Below are 15,962 nucleotides of genomic sequence, written 5' to 3' on the forward strand. Positions count from 1 at the left end.
CTTATTTTGTTCTTTGCTCAAGAAACGCTTGTTGTTTTTCATAAATTGCCCGGAAGGCTTCGAATTCTTTTGCCGGCATTATGTTTTGCAAGTGCTCCAGCTCTTGCTCGGCATAAGAAAAGGCGCCAATACGCAGTGCCTGCAAAGCGTAGGCTTTTGACAGGGCAACTGATGTTTCGTTTTGACGCAAGCCTTTGATAAGCAGGTTGTAAGCGTCCATTTCTTTGCCTTGTGCATTGAGCAAGTCAACCGCTCTGAGATAGGCAGGTGCATAAAAAGGCAGGGCTTCCACCGAGCGGCGGTACCATTGCAGGGCTTCTTCGGTCTGTTGCCGGGCTTCTGCCAACATGCCCCGGGCATAAAAGAGATAGAGGCGGTCGAAGGGCGCCATTTGGTTGCGGTAGCGTTCAATAAGCCCTTCCAGGTGCTCTGTTTGCCCGCTTTCGGCTGCTTGCCGTATGGCAAGCTGTGCGTAGAGACTATGAAGCCAAGGGGCTTGCAAGGCGGCGGGTGGCTCGGGCAAGAAATTGCCGGCTTCTTGCAGCTTGCCTGCTGTGAGCAAGCGCTCTGCCCAGTGATACTGTGCCCATAGTTTGTATTCAGGGCTGTTAAGCCAATCGAGGTATGGGCGCAGCTGTGCAATGGCCAAGTCGTTCCGGTAATACAAAAAGGCAAATATTTTCCACTCTTCCCAGCCGGTGTCCGGTGCAGTGGCTTGCAGCACTTGGGGCATGGCATTGAGAAAAGTCTGCATAGGCGCCAGCTCCGGTGCTTGCTGTTTGGCAAGCAGGGTCCACCAGGGGAGCGCTTCTTGCTGTTTGCCTTGTGCACTCAGTGCCAGAGCCAAGGTGAGTTGGGCTTTGGTTTGTCCTAACCGGGCGGCATAGCCCACGGTTTCGGCCGCTTTGGGGTAGTTGCCATGTTCGAGGTACCAAGCAGCCAGTAGGGGAGCATGGGTAATGCCGGATTGCGTGGCACCGCGCAATGCCTGAAAAGCTGTGCTGCACCGGTTGGCGCCGTAGTAGAGATAAAGCGCCTTGGCAAGCAGTAACTCATGCCCGAACTGCTGCCGCCATTCGCTTTGCAGCAAGCTTTTTTCGATATAAGAGAAGGAAGCAGGCTCATTGGGGCTGTTGAGATGAGCCAAAGTATAGCTTGCCAAATAGATGGCTTCTGGATACGATAGCGTGCTGTCTTCGAACCATTGTTTTTGAAAGGGGATAGAAAGGCTGTCGCCTACGCGCAAAGCTGCCAGGTAGGCATTGGCTAAAGCAGCGGGGTCTTCGGTCTTGCCAAGCAGCTCATGCGGAAGGCTGCCTTTGCCCTGCGGGTGCCGGCTGAGCACGGCAAACAAGTTGGTTGAAAACATATCGTTGGCTAAGCCCAATTGCCGGGCTTTTTCAAGAGACACGATTGCCGAGTCGGCCAGACCAAAGTGGGCATAAGCCAATGCCAGGTTGTTGTGAAGACGCTCCGAGCGGGGAAATAACTGAATGCCTTCTTTGATTTTTTCGATGACCTGTATGGGTAGCTGCCGCTCGGCGTATTTGTTGGCTACTTTCAAAAAGCTTTGTTCCAGCGGGTTGTGCTCCATATTGTAAAGCAAAGCACTCAGGTAGCCTTCTGTATTTTGCTTCATCAACTCAATGGATGCAAGGGCATAATGCACATGTGGATTTTGGCTGTTGTACCGGTTCGACGCACCGTAATAAGTAGCGGCAAAGTCCGCTTCATGGTTGAGCAAATAGCTGTCGCCTACCAAGGCATAATAAGCCGCTTTGATGCGATTGATAGGGGTCAGATAGCCCATATACACCAACATGGTGATGATGAAAAAGGCAATGCCCCGGGCAAGATAGTTGGGGATGGCATGCTTGCTTTCGTCTTGATACACCACTTCGAACAACTTGGCATGCCGGCTGCCGCGGTAATTGATAACCACGTACATCCAGGTGGTAAGCCCAAAGACCGAAAAACTCAACAAAACGACTACCTGAAAGGCATTTTGCAGTGCCGCATCGCCTATTTGATAGGCATAAGCCTGCACACCAAAACTGATGATTGCCAAAGTCAGGTACAAAGGCTTGCTAAGCGAGGGGGAGGGGCATATTTTTTGCCAGGCCGGTGATTTGTCGATGAATAAAAAGCCGGCTACGAGCGCTATCAACAACCACACGTTGGTGTGGATAAGCACCAAGTCGGTAGAAAACCAATGCATGTGTTGAGCAAGCAGCAAGCCTAAATTCAGCAGGTACAGCAGGCTAAGCCATGAATAGTGCTTGATATTGCTTTGTGAAGAAGAGGCGTCGGAGCGGCCGGTGAGCGCCAAGAGGGCATAAGGTATTTGAGCCGAAAGCAAAAACACAAACATCAGTGCGAGGGCAAGCGGTGCCCAAAAGCCGAAATGAGCAACGAAGGCAAGCGGAAAGGGGTAGGCACTTTTCCATTCTATGAATGCAAGCAAGCCGGCATGCAGGGCAAACAAGAGCCCAAAGCGCTTGGGAAAGCTCCAGACAGCCGGGCGTTTGTGCATCCACCAAAGCAGGGCAGGCATGAGAATACATAAGGCAACTACCGGAATATTGGAAGAAAAAGGCAGCTGCAGCTTTAATACTTGGAAAGAAGCCAAAGCATAGAAAAGCACCGCCACCAAAGAGGCGCCAACCAGCTGCGGGGTTTTCATAGAAACCAAGAGCGCCAGTAGAGAACTCAAGCCCAGTGCCCAGCCCCAAAGGAGCCAACGGCTGTGCCGGGGCGATAGCAGCCATTCGCCTGCATTAAAAAGCTTTTCATAAACCGGGAAATCGGCTTCTACAGGCAGCAAAAACAAGCCTTCCTGAAGCTGTTCCAAAGGCAGGCTAAGAAAAGCCAGCTGATCTTCTGTTGTGAAGGGCAGTTGCAATTCAAAACCGGAAAGCCACCCGTGCAGTAAAAAAACGACGCAGGTGGCTAAGATAAGTTGTAAAAAAAGAGTCAATAGGGATGGACGCTGCATAGAATATTTTTTGATGTTTGTTTATTCAATTACCTTGGGCACGCGGAAGTAGTTGCTGTCTTTTTTGGGTGCATTGCGCAGGGCGCGCTCATGTGGCAGTGCCGGCGCCGGTTCGTCTTCGCGCAGCACATTCTTTTCTTCCGACATATGAATAAGAGGTTCTACCCCGGTTGTATCTATTTGTTCGAGTTGGTCCACCCATTCAATGATTTTGTTCAGGTCTTGCAACATACTTTGTGCTTCCGACGCGTCGAACTCCAAGCGGGCAAGGTGCGCTATCTTTTGCAAAGTGTCCAAAGATACTTTCATAGAGACAATCGTTTTTTAAGGTTATTTACGCAAAACTACTGAATTTCCCCCATTCGATGGGGCACAGTATTTTAAATCAGGATAATAAGCTTTCAAGGCTTGATAAATGGCATCATAGGTGCGTTGTTTGATGGTCTCGAGGTCCTCTTCTGTGCACCCCTTGGTTGGAATGGGGGGCAACACAACGGCTTCGAGGCGGTGGTAGCGGGGCAAAAAACGCTGGTCATCGGGCAGCACTTTCCAGTTGAAAGGGAAGGCTATGGGGATAACCGGTATTTGCAAGTCTATAGCCAGCTTGAAGGCACCATCTTTGAAAGGGGCGAGGCGGTCAAGTTCATGTACACGTATGCCCCCTTCCGGAAATATAATGATACTGCGCCCTGCTTGAGCAGCTGCGCGCATTTTCAGTAGTGCCTTATAGGCAGCTGTTTTGCTTTCGCGCTTTACGGGAATGTGTAATTTGGCGAACATGCGCCCGAAAAGTGGCACTTTGGTCAGGCTGTGTTTGCCCACAAAAGCATGCCGTGGCGGGGCTATAAGTCCCATTAAAATAATATCGAGGTAGGAGTTATGGTTGCTGCAAAGCACATATACCGCTTTGGGCGAGGGGCGAAAATGGTAGTGTACCTTAAACGGCAAGCCGCTGCCGCGCAAGAAGCACCACGCCCAAATCTTGTTCAGATAACCTATGGTGGTGTAAGCCCGGCGGTAGTAGGCAAGCCAAAAGAAAGGGTACAAGCATAGAAAGGGAATGAGAAAACACAATAAGCACCATATTGAATAAATTCTGCGCAGTAGGATTGTCATAGGGGGTCAGGGGTTCTAAGGCTCGTTTAAAAAGGTGGCAGGTCATCAAAAGGATCTTCTGCCGGCGGGGTGCCGTTGCCGGGGGGTAGTTCGTTGTCCAAATCTTCATTCAGGCGGCTTTGTACGCGTATGGTCTGCGTGTGGTGTGGAAGCGGATGCACATGCTCGGTAAAAGCCGGTTCGTGGTCAAAAGCCCCCATGTTGAAGTTGTCCAGATTGGTAAACTTCGTGAATTCGTTGATATAACGCAAACGCACGGTACCTAAAGCACCGTTCCGGTGTTTGGCAATGATTACTTCGCCAATGCCGGCCGTGGGGTTGCCTTCTTCGTCTTCGGTCAGGCCGTAGTATTCGGGGCGGTAAAGGAACAGCACCAAGTCGGCGTCTTGTTCGATGGAGCCCGATTCGCGCAGGTCGGAGAGTTGCGGGCGCTTGTCGCCGCCACGTTGCTCTACGGCACGCGATAACTGCGAAAGGGCTATGACCGGGATATCCAGCTCCTTGGCTATGTTTTTCAAAGAGCGGGAAATATAGGCTATCTCTTGTTCGCGGTTGCCTTTATTGCCTTGTTCGCCCCCGCTCATCAACTGCAGGTAGTCCACGGCAATGAGCTGTATGTCATGCTGGGCTTTCAGGCGGCGCGCTTTGGCACGCAGTTCCAACACAGACAGGGCGGGCGTGTCGTCAATAAATATTTTTGATTGTTCCAGCTTGGCAATGCGCTGGTGCATGCGGCTCCATTCGGCTTCGCTCAGCTTGCCTTGCTTGAGTTGCGTGCTGCTGATTTCGGCTTCGGCGGCAATCAAACGGTTGATGAGCTGCACCGCAGACATCTCCAAAGAGAACACGGCTACCGGCATGTTGAAGTCAACGGCTGCGTTGCGCAGTGCCGAAAGAATGAAAGCCGTTTTACCCATACCCGGCCGTGCGGCGATAATAATCAAGTCGGATTTTTGCCAACCGGCCGTGTAGCGGTCCAGCTCGGTAAAGCCCGTAGGCACCCCGGTGAGTCCGTCGCTCATGTCTTTTTTATTGGCAAGTTCGCGCAGCGACTGCTGAATGACACTTTGTATGTCGAGATAATTGCGCCGGATATTTTTCTCAGATACCTTAAAGAAAGAGTGTTCGGCGTGGTCCAGCAGCTCAAATACGTCGGTTTTATTTTCCAAAGCCTTTTGTTGGATTTCTTCCGAAATGCGAATCAGGTCGCGTTTCAGGGCATATTCGCTAAGTATGCGGGCGTGGTACTCGAGGTTGGCTGCCGAGTTGACTTTGGTGGTCAGTTCGCCCAAATAGAGGGGCCCGCCCACCATTTCCAACTTGCCTGCTTTGCGCAGGGCATCGGTTACAGCTATGATGTCAATGGGGTGCCCTTCTTTGAAGAGCTGCTCTATGGCACGGTATATCTCTTGGTGTTGGGGGCGATAAAAGCTGTCGGGACTTAATATGTCGGCTACATCAACAATGGCATCTTTTTCGAATAAAAGAGCACCCAGCACTGCTTCTTCCACTTCTATAGCTTGCGGCAGTGATTGTATGCGCTCTTTTTGAATCGTTTTGTAGGCTTCTTTGTCTTTTTTGGAGTTCATAGGGGAATGTGCCATAGCCGGTGTGAGAGAAGTTTTTTAATTACGCTATTTGAAAGAAAAGGTTTTTATGCAAAGATACGAAATCGAGCAGCTTACAAAAGTGTAAAGCCATTGCATTTGTGGCATGGGCGTTTTCGCCTGAAAAAATAAAAGGAAAGGCTTGTCTTCCCTCAGGGAGTATGCCGTGGTGTGGTGGTCGTTTTTCAGTAGCAGTAGAGCGCCCGCACTTTTTTCTTGTAAATGGAAGATGAACAAAAAACCTACAATGAGCAAACAAAAAAGGCAGCCTGCCCGTAAGGCCGCCGCCTGAAACACACAAATGCACCGTATGGGCTGTCAATAATGAACTACCCGTACGGTATCGAATTGAAAACGGGTTTTTGCCCATTTGAGCAATCTTTGCTCTTGTTCTTTTTGTTTTGAGCGTGGTATGTTTTTGGTCCAGCGAAGGAAAAGTGTAGGGAGGGTGTCTTTTTTGCCTTCGGGCAAGACTTCTACCACTTCGGCAATGCTCAGGGCACTTAATCCTTCATATTGGGCATAGGCTTCTTGTGCGAAGCGTTCTCTTTCGAGGCTGCTTTGCTGCTGCGTTTGTGCCAGGCGCTGCAGGCTGTCGATAACGGCCTGTTTGTGGCGCAGCTCCTCCTCTGTTTTGGTCAGCATTTCTTGCATCAGCTGTTCTTTGAGCTGGTTGGTTACTTCGCCCGTCAGGCGGCTTTCTATTTGGGATAACTCCGAGAAGGTGAGGCCGCCTTCTTGGTGCAAGACGAGCTCTGTGTTCTGTAGTCCATAGTCGTCCAGCTCACGTTTCAGTATTTCATATTTGATAGAGTCCACTTGCTTGCCCAACAGATACACATGCAGGCGGTGTAGTTTGTTTTTCTTGTCGTATTCTATCTTGTTGGATATGACCTCTATGCCTTCGTTTTTTTGTAAGGCATCTATAAACTTGTTGACATTGGTTTCATAAATGGTTTTCTGAACGACGCCCCAGAAAAGCCATCCGCTGGGCAACACAATCAACAACACGGCTACCAGCATGTAGCGTTGCAGGCGTTTGGCTTGTGCTTCGTCGGGCACTTCTGCATAAGGGAAGCGCAAGTAGCGCACTATCAGGTAGGTAGCCAGGGCAATGAATACACAGTTTAACACGAAAAGATAAGAAGCGCCAAAGAAGAAGTTCCACTTCATATGGGCCAGCCCATAACCGGCTGTGCAGAGCGGAGGCATCAGGGCAGTGGCAATGGCAACACCCGGAATCACATTGCCTTTTTCGGTACGTGTGGCTCCGATGATGCCCGCCAGCCCACCAAAGAAAGCAATGCCTACATCCAAGATGGTAGGTTGGGTGCGGGCAACCAGTTCAGTTTGCTCGGTGTCGATAGGCGTGATTAAGAAGTAAAGGGTGGCGGTGACCAAACTGACTCCCACCATCACTATGAAGTTGCGCACGGCTTTTTTCAGCATGGCAAAGTCATTGGTGCCTATGGCCATGCCTGCCCCTACGATAGGTCCCATCAAGGGGGAAATCAACATGGCACCGATGATGACCGCCGTAGAGTTGGTATTCAGCCCGATGGAAGCAATAAAAATAGAGCAAATGAGAATCCACACCCGGTGACCGCTGAAGTAAATATCTTTGGAGATGGCTTTGGCGCTGCCCTCCATGTCGAAGTCTTCTCTAAGCGAGAAACGTTGTTGCAAGAGTTGCAGCAATGCCCGCTTTATTTGTTGCCATAAAGATGGTTTGGAGGTGGGGGTTTCGTTTCCCTGTTCCATAGTCTTTGTGTTTGGCGGCTTTGTGTATATTTGAACAAACCTACTTAAAAAAGCTTAATCAAAAGGCATGAAAGTAAATCAAAGTTCACCGGCAGTAGTACCGTCAAACTACCGCTATTTTTGGATTTTGCTTGCGTTGGGGGCAAAAATTATTTTCAATTTTTTGATATCGAAACAAATAGCCATCACCTTTGGCGAAGAAGGCATCACCGTATTGATGCATTTCTTGAACTTCGTGGCGCTTTTGTCTTTTTTGCCTGTTGAAGGGGTACACCGGGCGTGGCTGAGTATTGCCGGCAAAAAGCCGGAGCTACTGAACACAGAGTTGTGGTTGGCAGCACATTTTTGGGATGTGGCTCTTTTTCTGGTGGTGATTGCCATTCCCACACTCTTTTTGCAGCATTTTCTCAATTTGTTCAACTTCGACGCGCAGCAGTACTTCGGCATTTTGGCATCGATACTGGCCTACATTCTGTTGCAGCTTTTTTTACAATACTTCCTGTGGGCAAAGTCATACGTATGGTATGGAATTGCCAACGCACTGTTATCGGGGTGTAGTTTCCTGGCTGTTTATTGGGCAAGCCGCTTCGGCGAGCTTTCTTTTGTGCTGACCGCCCTGGCTGTAAGTTACTGGTTGCCGTTATTGGTGGTGCTGCTTGTGGCTGTGCCCGCTTTTCCGCCCTTGCAAAAAAAATGGTGGTTGGCATTGTATGAAGAGTATGCCATCTTTTGGCAGTTTATACTGCTGGCGCTGGTAGGCATGTTGCTCGATAAGCTGCTTTCGTTTGAAGTGCGCCTGTGGGCAGTCAATACCTTCGGTATGCTTGATACGGGCTATTGGCAGGCATTGGTGCGCATGTCGGAATTGTTGATAGGTATGTTGTTGGCATTCTTGGCAGCCGCTTACTATCCGGTGGCCTGTGAAATGCCCGATGGAAAGACCGCGTGGGCTTATACCGTGCGCCAGCTGCGGGTGGCAGCCCCCGTGCTTTTGGCTATGGTCGTGCTGCTGTGGTGGAGCCGGTCGTGGTGGCTTGGTTTGTTGTATGACGAGCCCTTTGTGCGTGCTGCTGCATGGGCTCACTGGCAGCTGACAGGTGACTTTTTCCGCATGTTGAGCTGCTGGGGCGCTTTGCTGCTGCTGGCAAGGCAAGCATTGGTGGACTATTTGGTGATGCAGTTGTTTTCGGTTGTGGTTTACTTGTTATCTTTAGTTTCGCTGTATCAGCTGTATGCAGTAGCAGCATTGCCCATGGCATATGCTATTGAGCATGTGGCATATGCAGTGGTTCTTTATGCTTATGTCTTATGGAAGCGCCCTTAGTTTCGGTCATTGCTTTGTGTCATAATCATGCGCCTTACTTGGAACAAGCCCTGTGGTCGGTGGTGGGGCAGACTCACCCCTGTGTGGAATTACTGATTGTAGATGACGCCAGCCACGATGTTTCCAAGGTGCGCATCATTGAGTGGATGGAAGAATACTACCATGAGTGCGCAAGACAAGGCAGTAAACCAAGGGCAATTCGAACTTTCTTTTTTGAGGAAAAACAAGGCAACTGCCGGGCATTCAATCATGCTTTGCGATGGGCAAAGGGGAAGTATGTTATCGATTTTTCTACAGATGATGTGTTGTTGAACACGCACATAGAAGCGCATGTGCGAGTGCTGGAGCAGCACCCCCAAGCCGGTGTGAGCTTTTCCAATGCTTGGTATATAGACGAGCAAGGCAAAGTGTTGGGCACGCACTACCCGGTAGATGCTGCCGAGCATGCCAAGGTGCAGGTGCCTTCCGGCAATGTCAAAGCAGCCATTTTGCACAGTGCCTTTATTTGCACGCCTACCATGGTCATGCGTTCGGCTTTGCTGCACCGTTTGCAAGGCTATGATGAAACACTTAGTTATGAAGATTTTGACTTCTGGGTACGGGCAGCCTCCTGTACCTCTTTTTTGTTTGTAGATGCTTGTACGGTCATGAAGCGGCAACTACGCACTTCGCACAACAGTGGTTTCTATGCACCACCGCCCAATGCCCATTTGCGCAGCACCTTGCAGGTGACTTACAAAGCGCTGAGTTTGTGCCAAACCGAAGAAGAATACCGGGCACTGGCACGGCGCACCTTTTATCATTGGCGCCTGGCTATGTATGTAGGCGACAAAAAAGCAGCGCAAGGCTTCGAACAAGTCTTGCGCTTTCCTGCCTTGCGCAGGCATTTGTCTCCCTTTGCCCGGATAATAGGCAAGCTGCTTTCTTTAGGGTATTGGCGGCCCGCATACCTGCTTTACCGGCGTTGCTGCGATTGGTTACTGCGCCGATTGCGATGAGGATGATTGCGGCATATCTTCATCGCCTAAGACGCCGGCCAGTACAATAAAGTAAATGGACACAAACACCAGTGCACCTAAGGTGAGCTCACCGGCATAGTCAGCACCCAGCACAAAGAAGAGTACCAAAAAGATAGTCAAAACAAGCATGAGCACCAGCGAGCTGACAAAGAGGCGGTATTTGGCTTTCTGATTCATGGTAGTTGTGCTTTTAGGATTTACGATACTCAAAGCTATGGGATTTGTCCGCCTCACCCAATGATCGGTGTCATTGAACAACAAGGCATTGACTGAGCTCAGTCAGCAGTTCGAAAAGGCGGGACCCCGTTTGCTTTGGGTGTGTACCGGTACACATGGGGCAAGCGTGTGGGGCGATAGTGCGCTCCTAACAGAGGAATTTGCCGGCTTATTTCTTCCCAGCGCTGCATGCTGTCGATAATAAAGGCAGGGGGCGATTGTAAAATGGTTTGCGCAAGGTATTCACAAGCCCCATAATGGTTCAGTTGGTCCAGGTAGCGCCGGCTGAGCTTATAATCGAAGAAAGGTGTAGCGCTCCGGTATTGCCGGTACCATTCATAATCGTAACCAATGACCCACACACGTGCCGAAGCGCCGGCCGCCGGTATCGTTGGCAAGGTTTTTTCCGGCTTGTTGGCGGTGCCGAAAAAGAGCAGACTGCCTCCCCAGCCAATGAGCAGCCAGGCACAAAGCTCTTGCATCCATTTCTTTTTGATTATCAACAGGTAGTGGGTGGCATAGAAGGCTACCACACTGAGCGGCAGGTAGAAATTGTACCACTGTTTAAAATCACCGAACCAGAAGAGCAAGCCGGCTACCGTGCCCAGCCAGAAAAGAGTCATTTGGGCGCGCACCTGATAGTTGATGAACTGCGGACTTTGCCAGGTGCCTACGAGAAAAATACCAAAAAGCACAAGAAGGGGGATGCCCCATAAAAACACGTTTTCTTCCAAAAAAACACTCCGTGCAGCCTGAAGCGCTTGCAACAACCAATGCGTGGCTACACTGTTAAAGTCGCCGGTCCAATAGAAAAAAAGAAGGACCAACAGCAGGGGCATGCCGGCCGTAAACACAAAGCTTAGTTGTTGTGTAGCATTGGCATTGGAATACAGGAAGTAAGCAAAAATGCAGGCCGCCAATAACCACCAATAGGGCAGGTGTATGAGCAAAACTATGCTCATGAAAAAGCCGGCTTCAAGCAGGTAGCTCTTCTGTGTGCCCTCGTCTATTTGACGAATGCTGTAATAAATCACCCACATAAGAGCAGGCATGGCCAGCAGCTCGGGACTGAGCACCAAAAAAGCCGGATGTGCATTAAAAAATACCGCCATGAAAAAGCCAACAAGCACATGCCGCTGATTGTAAAGGTGCAGCTGCATACACAGTGCGTTGAAGCGCAAAACAACCCACAGGCCAATGAGAGAAGCAGCAAGACGAAAAGCCAGCAAAGGAAAATCCCCCAGGAAAGACAACAGCCAGTAGCACATGGCCGACAGGGGCGACGTAGATACCCACAGGTCTCTGTAAAGCACATCGCCTTCCTGCAGCCTCCTGCCTATTTCTATAAAAGCAATCTCTTCGTTTAATGCTTGCGGGTGCTGCAGAAAAAGCAACAACCGGAGCGCAGCAAACAAAATGATGAGCAAAAGATAGTGCAGAACACTGTCGTTTTTAAGTAACCGAACGATTAGCAAGGCTGTTGTTGTTTTATATGCAAATGTTGCGGAAAATTAAGCTTTTTTATTGAAATAAAATTTGTCTTAACTTTGCAAGACTCAACAGCATAAAAGCCAAAAAAATAGCTTAGCTGTTTCAAAAAGAACGACTTAGACAAGATGAATACGAGAAGACAGCGCCGCGTGGCTCACCTCATTCAAGAGGAAATTGCGAATATCTTCCAAAGCGACACCAAAGGCGTCTTACCCAAAGCCCTCATTACCGTTACACATGCCGAAGTAACTGCCGACCTTTCAATTGCCAAAATCTATCTGAGCATTTACGCTACTCAGGACAAGCAAAGTGTTTTGGCCGATATTCAAGAACAAGCCAAATGGATACGCCACCAGCTGGCTTTGCGTATTGGCAAGCAAATACGCATTATGCCCGAGTTGCGCTTCCTTTTGGACGACACCTTGGAGCAGGCCGAAAAAATAGAAAAGCTTTTAAAAGACATTGAAATTCCCCCGGAAGACAAAGACTATGGCTTAGATGCCTATAAAAAGTTAGATGACCTGGACGGTTCGGACGAGGAGGAGTAAGTCATGCGCTACAATCCGGTAAAACAACAAATTAGCAACCACTTTCAACACCGCCCCATCTTACGAAAGCTGTTGTTTGCGCTGTTGCGCTTGCTGCTGCTGCGTGTGTGGTATGTGCGTCGTGCCATCCGCCAATGGGCGAAGCACCGCAAAGGAACCCCCCAACATATTTTGGATGCGGGCGCCGGCTTAGGACAGCACGCCTACTACCTGGCAAGCCGATGCAAAGAGTGGAACGTGTTGGCAGTGGACATCAACATAGCCGATATTTGCAAAAACAACCGGCTTTTCAAGTGCGAGAAGCACCCCAATCTATATTTTAAAACTGCAGACCTGCTTACTTTCTCGCAACCCGATGCTTTTGACCTGATTTTGGCAATCGATATCCTTGAATACATTGAAAACGATGCCTTGGTGCTGCAAAACTTTTATACCTCTTTGCGCCATGAGGGCATGTTGTTGGTATATGTGCCTTCGCTGATGTCTTTACGGGAAGGAAAAGGCAACAAACCTTTTTGCGAAGAGCAGGTGCGTGCCGGGTACAGCAAGGAAGAGCTATGCACTAAACTGAAAGCGGCCGGCTTCCGGCACATCAAAGCACGTTATGTGTATGCCAAAGCGGGAGTGTGGTCCTGGCGCCTGTCGGTCAAGTACCCCATGCAGTGGCTGAACCGCACAAAGAAAGCGGCTTTCTTACTGCCCTTCTACTACCTGTTGATTTATCCGCTGTGTGTAGTACTGAACTATATCGACATTTGGGGGGAACACAAAGAAGGGGAAGCTATTTTGGCTATGGCTTTCAAATGATGATGAAGATATGTGCACCCCCGGGAACTTTCATATTACCGGTAGGTGTTTCAAACACCGGGCAAGCCGGCTTACCGCTGCTTGGCGCAAGGCACAAGCAGAGGAAAGTCCGGGCGGCATAGAGCAGCGTACTTCCTAACGGGAAGGCTCCTGCCCCTCAAAGGGCAGGGGACAGACAGTGCCACAGAAAACAAACCGCCGATGGCGTCCGCATTAGCGGCGCACAGGCAAGGGTGAAAAGGTGGGGTAAGAGCCCACCGCTCCGGTGGTGACACGCGGAGGCACGGTAAACCTTACGCGCCGAAAGACCAAATAGGCCGGCAAGCACCTTCATATCATATGCGGTGCTAAGGGTGGCTCGCCCGACGCCGGCGGGTAGGTCGTTTGAGCTTGGCAGCAATGCCAAGCCCAGATAAATGGTAAGCGCCCTTCCGCAAAGGAAGGGAACAGAACCCGGCTTACAGGCTTGCCCGCTCCTTTTACAGGAGCTCGGTGTGAATGTCAATAGGATTGCTTAAGATGCGGTGCACCGGGCATTTGTTGGCTATTTCCAGTAAACGTTGGCGCTGCGCTGCATCCAAATGACCATGGAGCTGAATCAAGCGTTTGATATGCGTAATGGGAGGCGTTCCGGGCACTACTTCCAATGAAAGCTCCAACTCTACCGATTCCAAGTCGAATCCTTTCCGGTCGGCGTACATGCGCAAGGTAGCCGCTGTGCAGCTGGCTAAAGCGGCAAGTATGTATTCGTCGGGGGCAGGCCCACTGTCGGCACCGCCGGCTTCCAAAGGCTCATCGGCCAAAAATGAATGCTGACGCGCTTGCAGCTTTACCCGGTAGTGTTCGCGCCCGATAGAGGCTTTTAGGGTTGTTTTTTTACTCATGGTTGCCATGTATTTGAACGGGAACATTGGTTTGTAGCAAAGCCTGTTCTATCTCTTCTTTCGATACCGCTTCGTTGATACGCACCTTTCCTATGCCCCCCAACAGTGTGCAAAGGATTTTGCCGCCTTCGTTTTTTTTGTCTTGCACACAAAGAGTGGCAATTGCTTTCATATCTTCCTTATTGAGCGTAACAGCGGGGTAGTGGGCATCAATCAGCGCAGCTATTTGCCGGTACTCGCCGGGCTGAATATAGCCTCTTTGAAGGCTGATATACGCTTCTGCCTTTATACCTAAGGCTACCGCTTCGCCATGCAGCAGTGCCTGCCGGCTTTGCAGGAAGTAGCTTTCCAGTGCATGCCCTATGGTATGCCCGAAGTTCAGTGCTTTGCGTAATCCTTTTTCGTGTGGGTCGGCTGCCACAATGCCGGCCTTGATACCAAGCGAACGCGCGATGGTAGCCGGGTGAATGGGTAAGCTATCGGCTTGCAGCAGCTCCTGCCATCCCGCTTCGTCGGCAATCAACAGATGTTTGATGTGCTCGGCAAAGCCGGCAGTGATTTCCCTTGAAGGAAGGGTCTGCAAAAAAACGGTGCCTATGAACACAGCCAAAGGGTCCTGAAATACTCCAATATGGTTTTTCAAGCCCATGAAATCAACACCCAACTTCCCCCCAATGCTGGCATCCAGCTGTGACAACAGGGTAGTGGGGCAGTGAATAAAACGAATGCCCCGCTTGTAAGTAGCAGCACAAAATCCGCCCATATCACACAAAACGCCGCCGCCCAAGTTTATAAGTAAGGCAGAGCGATCGGCGGCATGGGCAGTCAGTTGTTCCCATATTTGCCGGCAGGTATCGAGCGTTTTGTGTGCTTCGCCCGCCGGAATGCTTATCAAATGGTGGGTAGGTAAACTTGCCTGCAAAAGGGGGTAGCAGTGTTGTTGCGTGTGCGTGTCGCAAAGCACAAATAACTGTGAATAGTGCTGCCGGCTTAAAAAAAGCGACAGGCTGTAGGCGATGTTGCCCTCCACAACAATTGGGTAAGCAAGAGGCAAATTCAGCGGGTTCATCCTTGTGTTTGGTCTTTGGGCTGCGCCTGATTTTGCATTACCTCGGTCTGTATGCGGATAGACTCCACATGAATCAACTTATATATTTCAGCTATCAGCTCGGCATTCAGGGCGTGTTGTTGTGCCCATTCCGAGCGGGTGCGAAATACCTGGTTCCAGCGCTCAAGCTGGAAAATGGTAATGCCTTTCTCTTTTTTGTACTCGCCAATTTGCTCTACGATATTCATGCGTTTGGCAAGCAGCTCCACAATTTCGTGGTCTATATTGTCGATTTTTTGGCGTAAGGTATCCAAAATGTTGGCATCCAATGGGTCTTCTATGTTGGGGTGGCGCAACTCAAGCCGCTGCAGCATCTCGCCTAAGGCTTCGGGGGTGATTTGCTGGGCTGCATCGCTCCAAGCTTCTTGCGGGTTGCGGTGCACCTCAATCATGATGCCCTCATAGTTCAGGTCCAAAGCCTTTTGCACAATACGCAAGAGCAGGTCGCGCCGCCCGGCTATGTGGCTCGGGTCACAAATGAGCGGCATGTTGGGCAGCAGGCGCTTCAGCTCAATGGGGATTTGCCACATGGGCGGGTTCCGGTATTTGCTTTCTTCATAAGTAGAAAAGCCACGATGGATGACGGCCATCTTGCGAATGCCTGCTTGATGCAAGCGCTCGATGGCGCCCAACCATAGTTTTAAATCGGGGTTTACGGGGTTTTTTATCATCACCGGCACATCGACGCCACGCAGGGCGTCGGCTATATCCTGCACATTGAAAGGGTTAACGGTGGTGCGTGCCCCTATCCACAAAACATCTACCTCATGCTTGAGGGCAAGTTCTATATGCTGCGGCGAAGCCACCTCTATACAAAAAGGCAAACCGGTTGCTTGTTTTACGGCTTGCACCCAAGGCAAGGCTTTGGCGCCGTGCCCTTCAAAAGAGCCCGGACGGGTACGCGGCTTCCATATACCTGCCCGCAAGGCATGCACGCCCGTCTCTTTTAGTTTCAGGCAGGTTTCAAGAAGTTGCTCTTCTGTTTCGGCGCTACACGGTCCGGCAATCACCAGTGGGCTTTGGTGCGGTAGCCACGTTTGCAAATCGGCAATGTCAAGTTGTACACTCATAGCTGTGATTTCTTCG

General features: G+C 50.3%; 14 protein-coding genes and 1 other RNA gene. 5 read left to right on the forward strand and 10 right to left on the reverse strand.

Annotation, left to right across the window (positions count from 1 at the left end; all coding sequences use genetic code 11):
* Position 1: 1 nt before the first annotated feature.
* The 5 genes from QVE43_RS10450 to QVE43_RS10470 form a co-directional block, all read right to left on the reverse strand.
* The gene (locus QVE43_RS10450; protein ID WP_288006949.1) at positions 2-2,995 is read right to left on the reverse strand and encodes a lipopolysaccharide assembly protein LapB; all 2,994 of its coding nucleotides are present in this window, start codon (positions 2,993-2,995) and stop codon (positions 2-4) included.
* A 21-nt stretch (positions 2,996-3,016) separates the two neighbouring features.
* Positions 3,017-3,304 carry an Asp-tRNA(Asn)/Glu-tRNA(Gln) amidotransferase subunit GatC gene (gatC, locus tag QVE43_RS10455; protein ID WP_288006952.1) on the reverse strand — a complete coding sequence of 96 codons (288 nt, stop codon included), beginning with the start codon at positions 3,302-3,304 and terminating at the stop codon, positions 3,017-3,019.
* Positions 3,305-3,325: 21 nt separating this feature from the next.
* Positions 3,326-4,111: a 1-acyl-sn-glycerol-3-phosphate acyltransferase gene (locus QVE43_RS10460; RefSeq protein ID WP_288006954.1), complete on the reverse strand. Its 786-nt coding sequence runs from the start codon at positions 4,109-4,111 to the stop codon at positions 3,326-3,328.
* A gap of 26 nt (positions 4,112-4,137) precedes the next feature.
* Positions 4,138-5,715 carry a replicative DNA helicase gene (gene dnaB / locus QVE43_RS10465; protein ID WP_157630068.1) on the reverse strand — a complete coding sequence of 526 codons (1,578 nt, stop codon included), beginning with the start codon at positions 5,713-5,715 and terminating at the stop codon, positions 4,138-4,140.
* Between the two features lie 321 nt (positions 5,716-6,036).
* Positions 6,037-7,479, reverse strand: a complete 1,443-nt coding sequence (locus tag QVE43_RS10470) for a DUF389 domain-containing protein (protein WP_288006956.1) — start codon at positions 7,477-7,479, stop codon at positions 6,037-6,039.
* 67 nt (positions 7,480-7,546) lie between these two features.
* Here QVE43_RS10470 and QVE43_RS10475 point away from each other — a divergent pair, with 67 nt between their 5' ends.
* Positions 7,547-8,803: a hypothetical protein gene (locus tag QVE43_RS10475; protein ID WP_288006958.1), complete on the forward strand. Its 1,257-nt coding sequence runs from the start codon at positions 7,547-7,549 to the stop codon at positions 8,801-8,803.
* Entirely contained in the window at positions 8,788-9,801 is a 1,014-nt protein-coding gene (locus QVE43_RS10480) for a glycosyltransferase family A protein (protein ID WP_288006960.1), read from the forward strand. The genes QVE43_RS10475 and QVE43_RS10480 overlap by 16 nt, the downstream gene beginning before the upstream one ends.
* On the opposite strand, the gene QVE43_RS10485 is transcribed toward QVE43_RS10480, so the two are convergent.
* Together QVE43_RS10485 and QVE43_RS10490 are read right to left on the reverse strand one after the other, a co-directional pair.
* Positions 9,781-9,999: a hypothetical protein gene (locus QVE43_RS10485; protein WP_038030180.1), complete on the reverse strand. Its 219-nt coding sequence runs from the start codon at positions 9,997-9,999 to the stop codon at positions 9,781-9,783. The genes QVE43_RS10480 and QVE43_RS10485 overlap by 21 nt on opposite strands.
* A 98-nt stretch (positions 10,000-10,097) precedes the next feature.
* Positions 10,098-11,513 carry a hypothetical protein gene (locus tag QVE43_RS10490; RefSeq protein WP_288006962.1) on the reverse strand — a complete coding sequence of 472 codons (1,416 nt, stop codon included), beginning with the start codon at positions 11,511-11,513 and terminating at the stop codon, positions 10,098-10,100.
* 141 nt (positions 11,514-11,654) lie between these two features.
* On the opposite strand from QVE43_RS10490, the gene rbfA reads away from it, so the two are divergent.
* The 3 genes from rbfA (at position 11,655) to rnpB (ending at position 13,361) form a co-directional block, all read left to right on the forward strand.
* The gene (gene rbfA, locus QVE43_RS10495) at positions 11,655-12,077 is read left to right on the forward strand and encodes a 30S ribosome-binding factor RbfA (protein ID WP_288006963.1); all 423 of its coding nucleotides are present in this window, start codon (positions 11,655-11,657) and stop codon (positions 12,075-12,077) included.
* A gap of 3 nt (positions 12,078-12,080) precedes the next feature.
* The gene (locus QVE43_RS10500) at positions 12,081-12,884 is read left to right on the forward strand and encodes a bifunctional 2-polyprenyl-6-hydroxyphenol methylase/3-demethylubiquinol 3-O-methyltransferase UbiG (RefSeq protein WP_038030177.1); all 804 of its coding nucleotides are present in this window, start codon (positions 12,081-12,083) and stop codon (positions 12,882-12,884) included.
* A gap of 58 nt (positions 12,885-12,942) precedes the next feature.
* An RNA gene (gene rnpB, locus QVE43_RS10505) (RNase P RNA component class A) lies at positions 12,943-13,361 on the forward strand.
* A gap of 2 nt (positions 13,362-13,363) precedes the next feature.
* Here rnpB and QVE43_RS10510 read toward each other — a convergent pair.
* From QVE43_RS10510 to QVE43_RS10520, 3 genes are read right to left on the reverse strand one after another with little or no spacing between them, the layout of a single operon-like run.
* Positions 13,364-13,768 carry an OsmC family protein gene (locus QVE43_RS10510; protein WP_051633144.1) on the reverse strand — a complete coding sequence of 135 codons (405 nt, stop codon included), beginning with the start codon at positions 13,766-13,768 and terminating at the stop codon, positions 13,364-13,366.
* Entirely contained in the window at positions 13,761-14,837 is a 1,077-nt protein-coding gene (gene aroB / locus QVE43_RS10515) for a 3-dehydroquinate synthase (RefSeq protein ID WP_288006966.1), read from the reverse strand. Before aroB ends, QVE43_RS10510 begins: the two co-directional genes overlap by 8 nt.
* Positions 14,834-15,946: a bifunctional 3-deoxy-7-phosphoheptulonate synthase/chorismate mutase type II gene (locus tag QVE43_RS10520; RefSeq protein WP_288006968.1), complete on the reverse strand. Its 1,113-nt coding sequence runs from the start codon at positions 15,944-15,946 to the stop codon at positions 14,834-14,836. The genes aroB and QVE43_RS10520 overlap by 4 nt, the downstream gene beginning before the upstream one ends.
* Positions 15,947-15,962: the final 16 nt, after the last annotated feature.

It is taken from the genome of Thermonema sp. (genome assembly GCF_026003375.1).
GTDB classification, from domain to species: Bacteria; Bacteroidota; Bacteroidia; order Cytophagales; family Thermonemataceae; genus Thermonema; species Thermonema rossianum.

Coding starts and splice junctions, on each gene's coding strand:
- QVE43_RS10450 (WP_288006949.1), bottom strand. CDS start 2,995: ATGCAGCGTCCATCCCTATTGACTCTTTTTTTACAACTTATCTTAGCC.
- QVE43_RS10520 (WP_288006968.1), bottom strand. CDS start 15,946: ATGAGTGTACAACTTGACATTGCCGATTTGCAAACGTGGCTACCGCAC.
- aroB (WP_288006966.1), bottom strand. CDS start 14,837: ATGAACCCGCTGAATTTGCCTCTTGCTTACCCAATTGTTGTGGAGGGC.
- QVE43_RS10510 (WP_051633144.1), bottom strand. CDS start 13,768: ATGAGTAAAAAAACAACCCTAAAAGCCTCTATCGGGCGCGAACACTAC.
- gatC (WP_288006952.1), bottom strand. CDS start 3,304: ATGAAAGTATCTTTGGACACTTTGCAAAAGATAGCGCACCTTGCCCGC.
- rbfA (WP_288006963.1), top strand. CDS start 11,655: ATGAATACGAGAAGACAGCGCCGCGTGGCTCACCTCATTCAAGAGGAA.
- QVE43_RS10500 (WP_038030177.1), top strand. CDS start 12,081: ATGCGCTACAATCCGGTAAAACAACAAATTAGCAACCACTTTCAACAC.
- dnaB (WP_157630068.1), bottom strand. CDS start 5,715: ATGGCACATTCCCCTATGAACTCCAAAAAAGACAAAGAAGCCTACAAA.
- QVE43_RS10470 (WP_288006956.1), bottom strand. CDS start 7,479: ATGGAACAGGGAAACGAAACCCCCACCTCCAAACCATCTTTATGGCAA.
- QVE43_RS10480 (WP_288006960.1), top strand. CDS start 8,788: ATGGAAGCGCCCTTAGTTTCGGTCATTGCTTTGTGTCATAATCATGCG.
- QVE43_RS10475 (WP_288006958.1), top strand. CDS start 7,547: ATGAAAGTAAATCAAAGTTCACCGGCAGTAGTACCGTCAAACTACCGC.
- QVE43_RS10485 (WP_038030180.1), bottom strand. CDS start 9,999: ATGAATCAGAAAGCCAAATACCGCCTCTTTGTCAGCTCGCTGGTGCTC.
- QVE43_RS10460 (WP_288006954.1), bottom strand. CDS start 4,111: ATGACAATCCTACTGCGCAGAATTTATTCAATATGGTGCTTATTGTGT.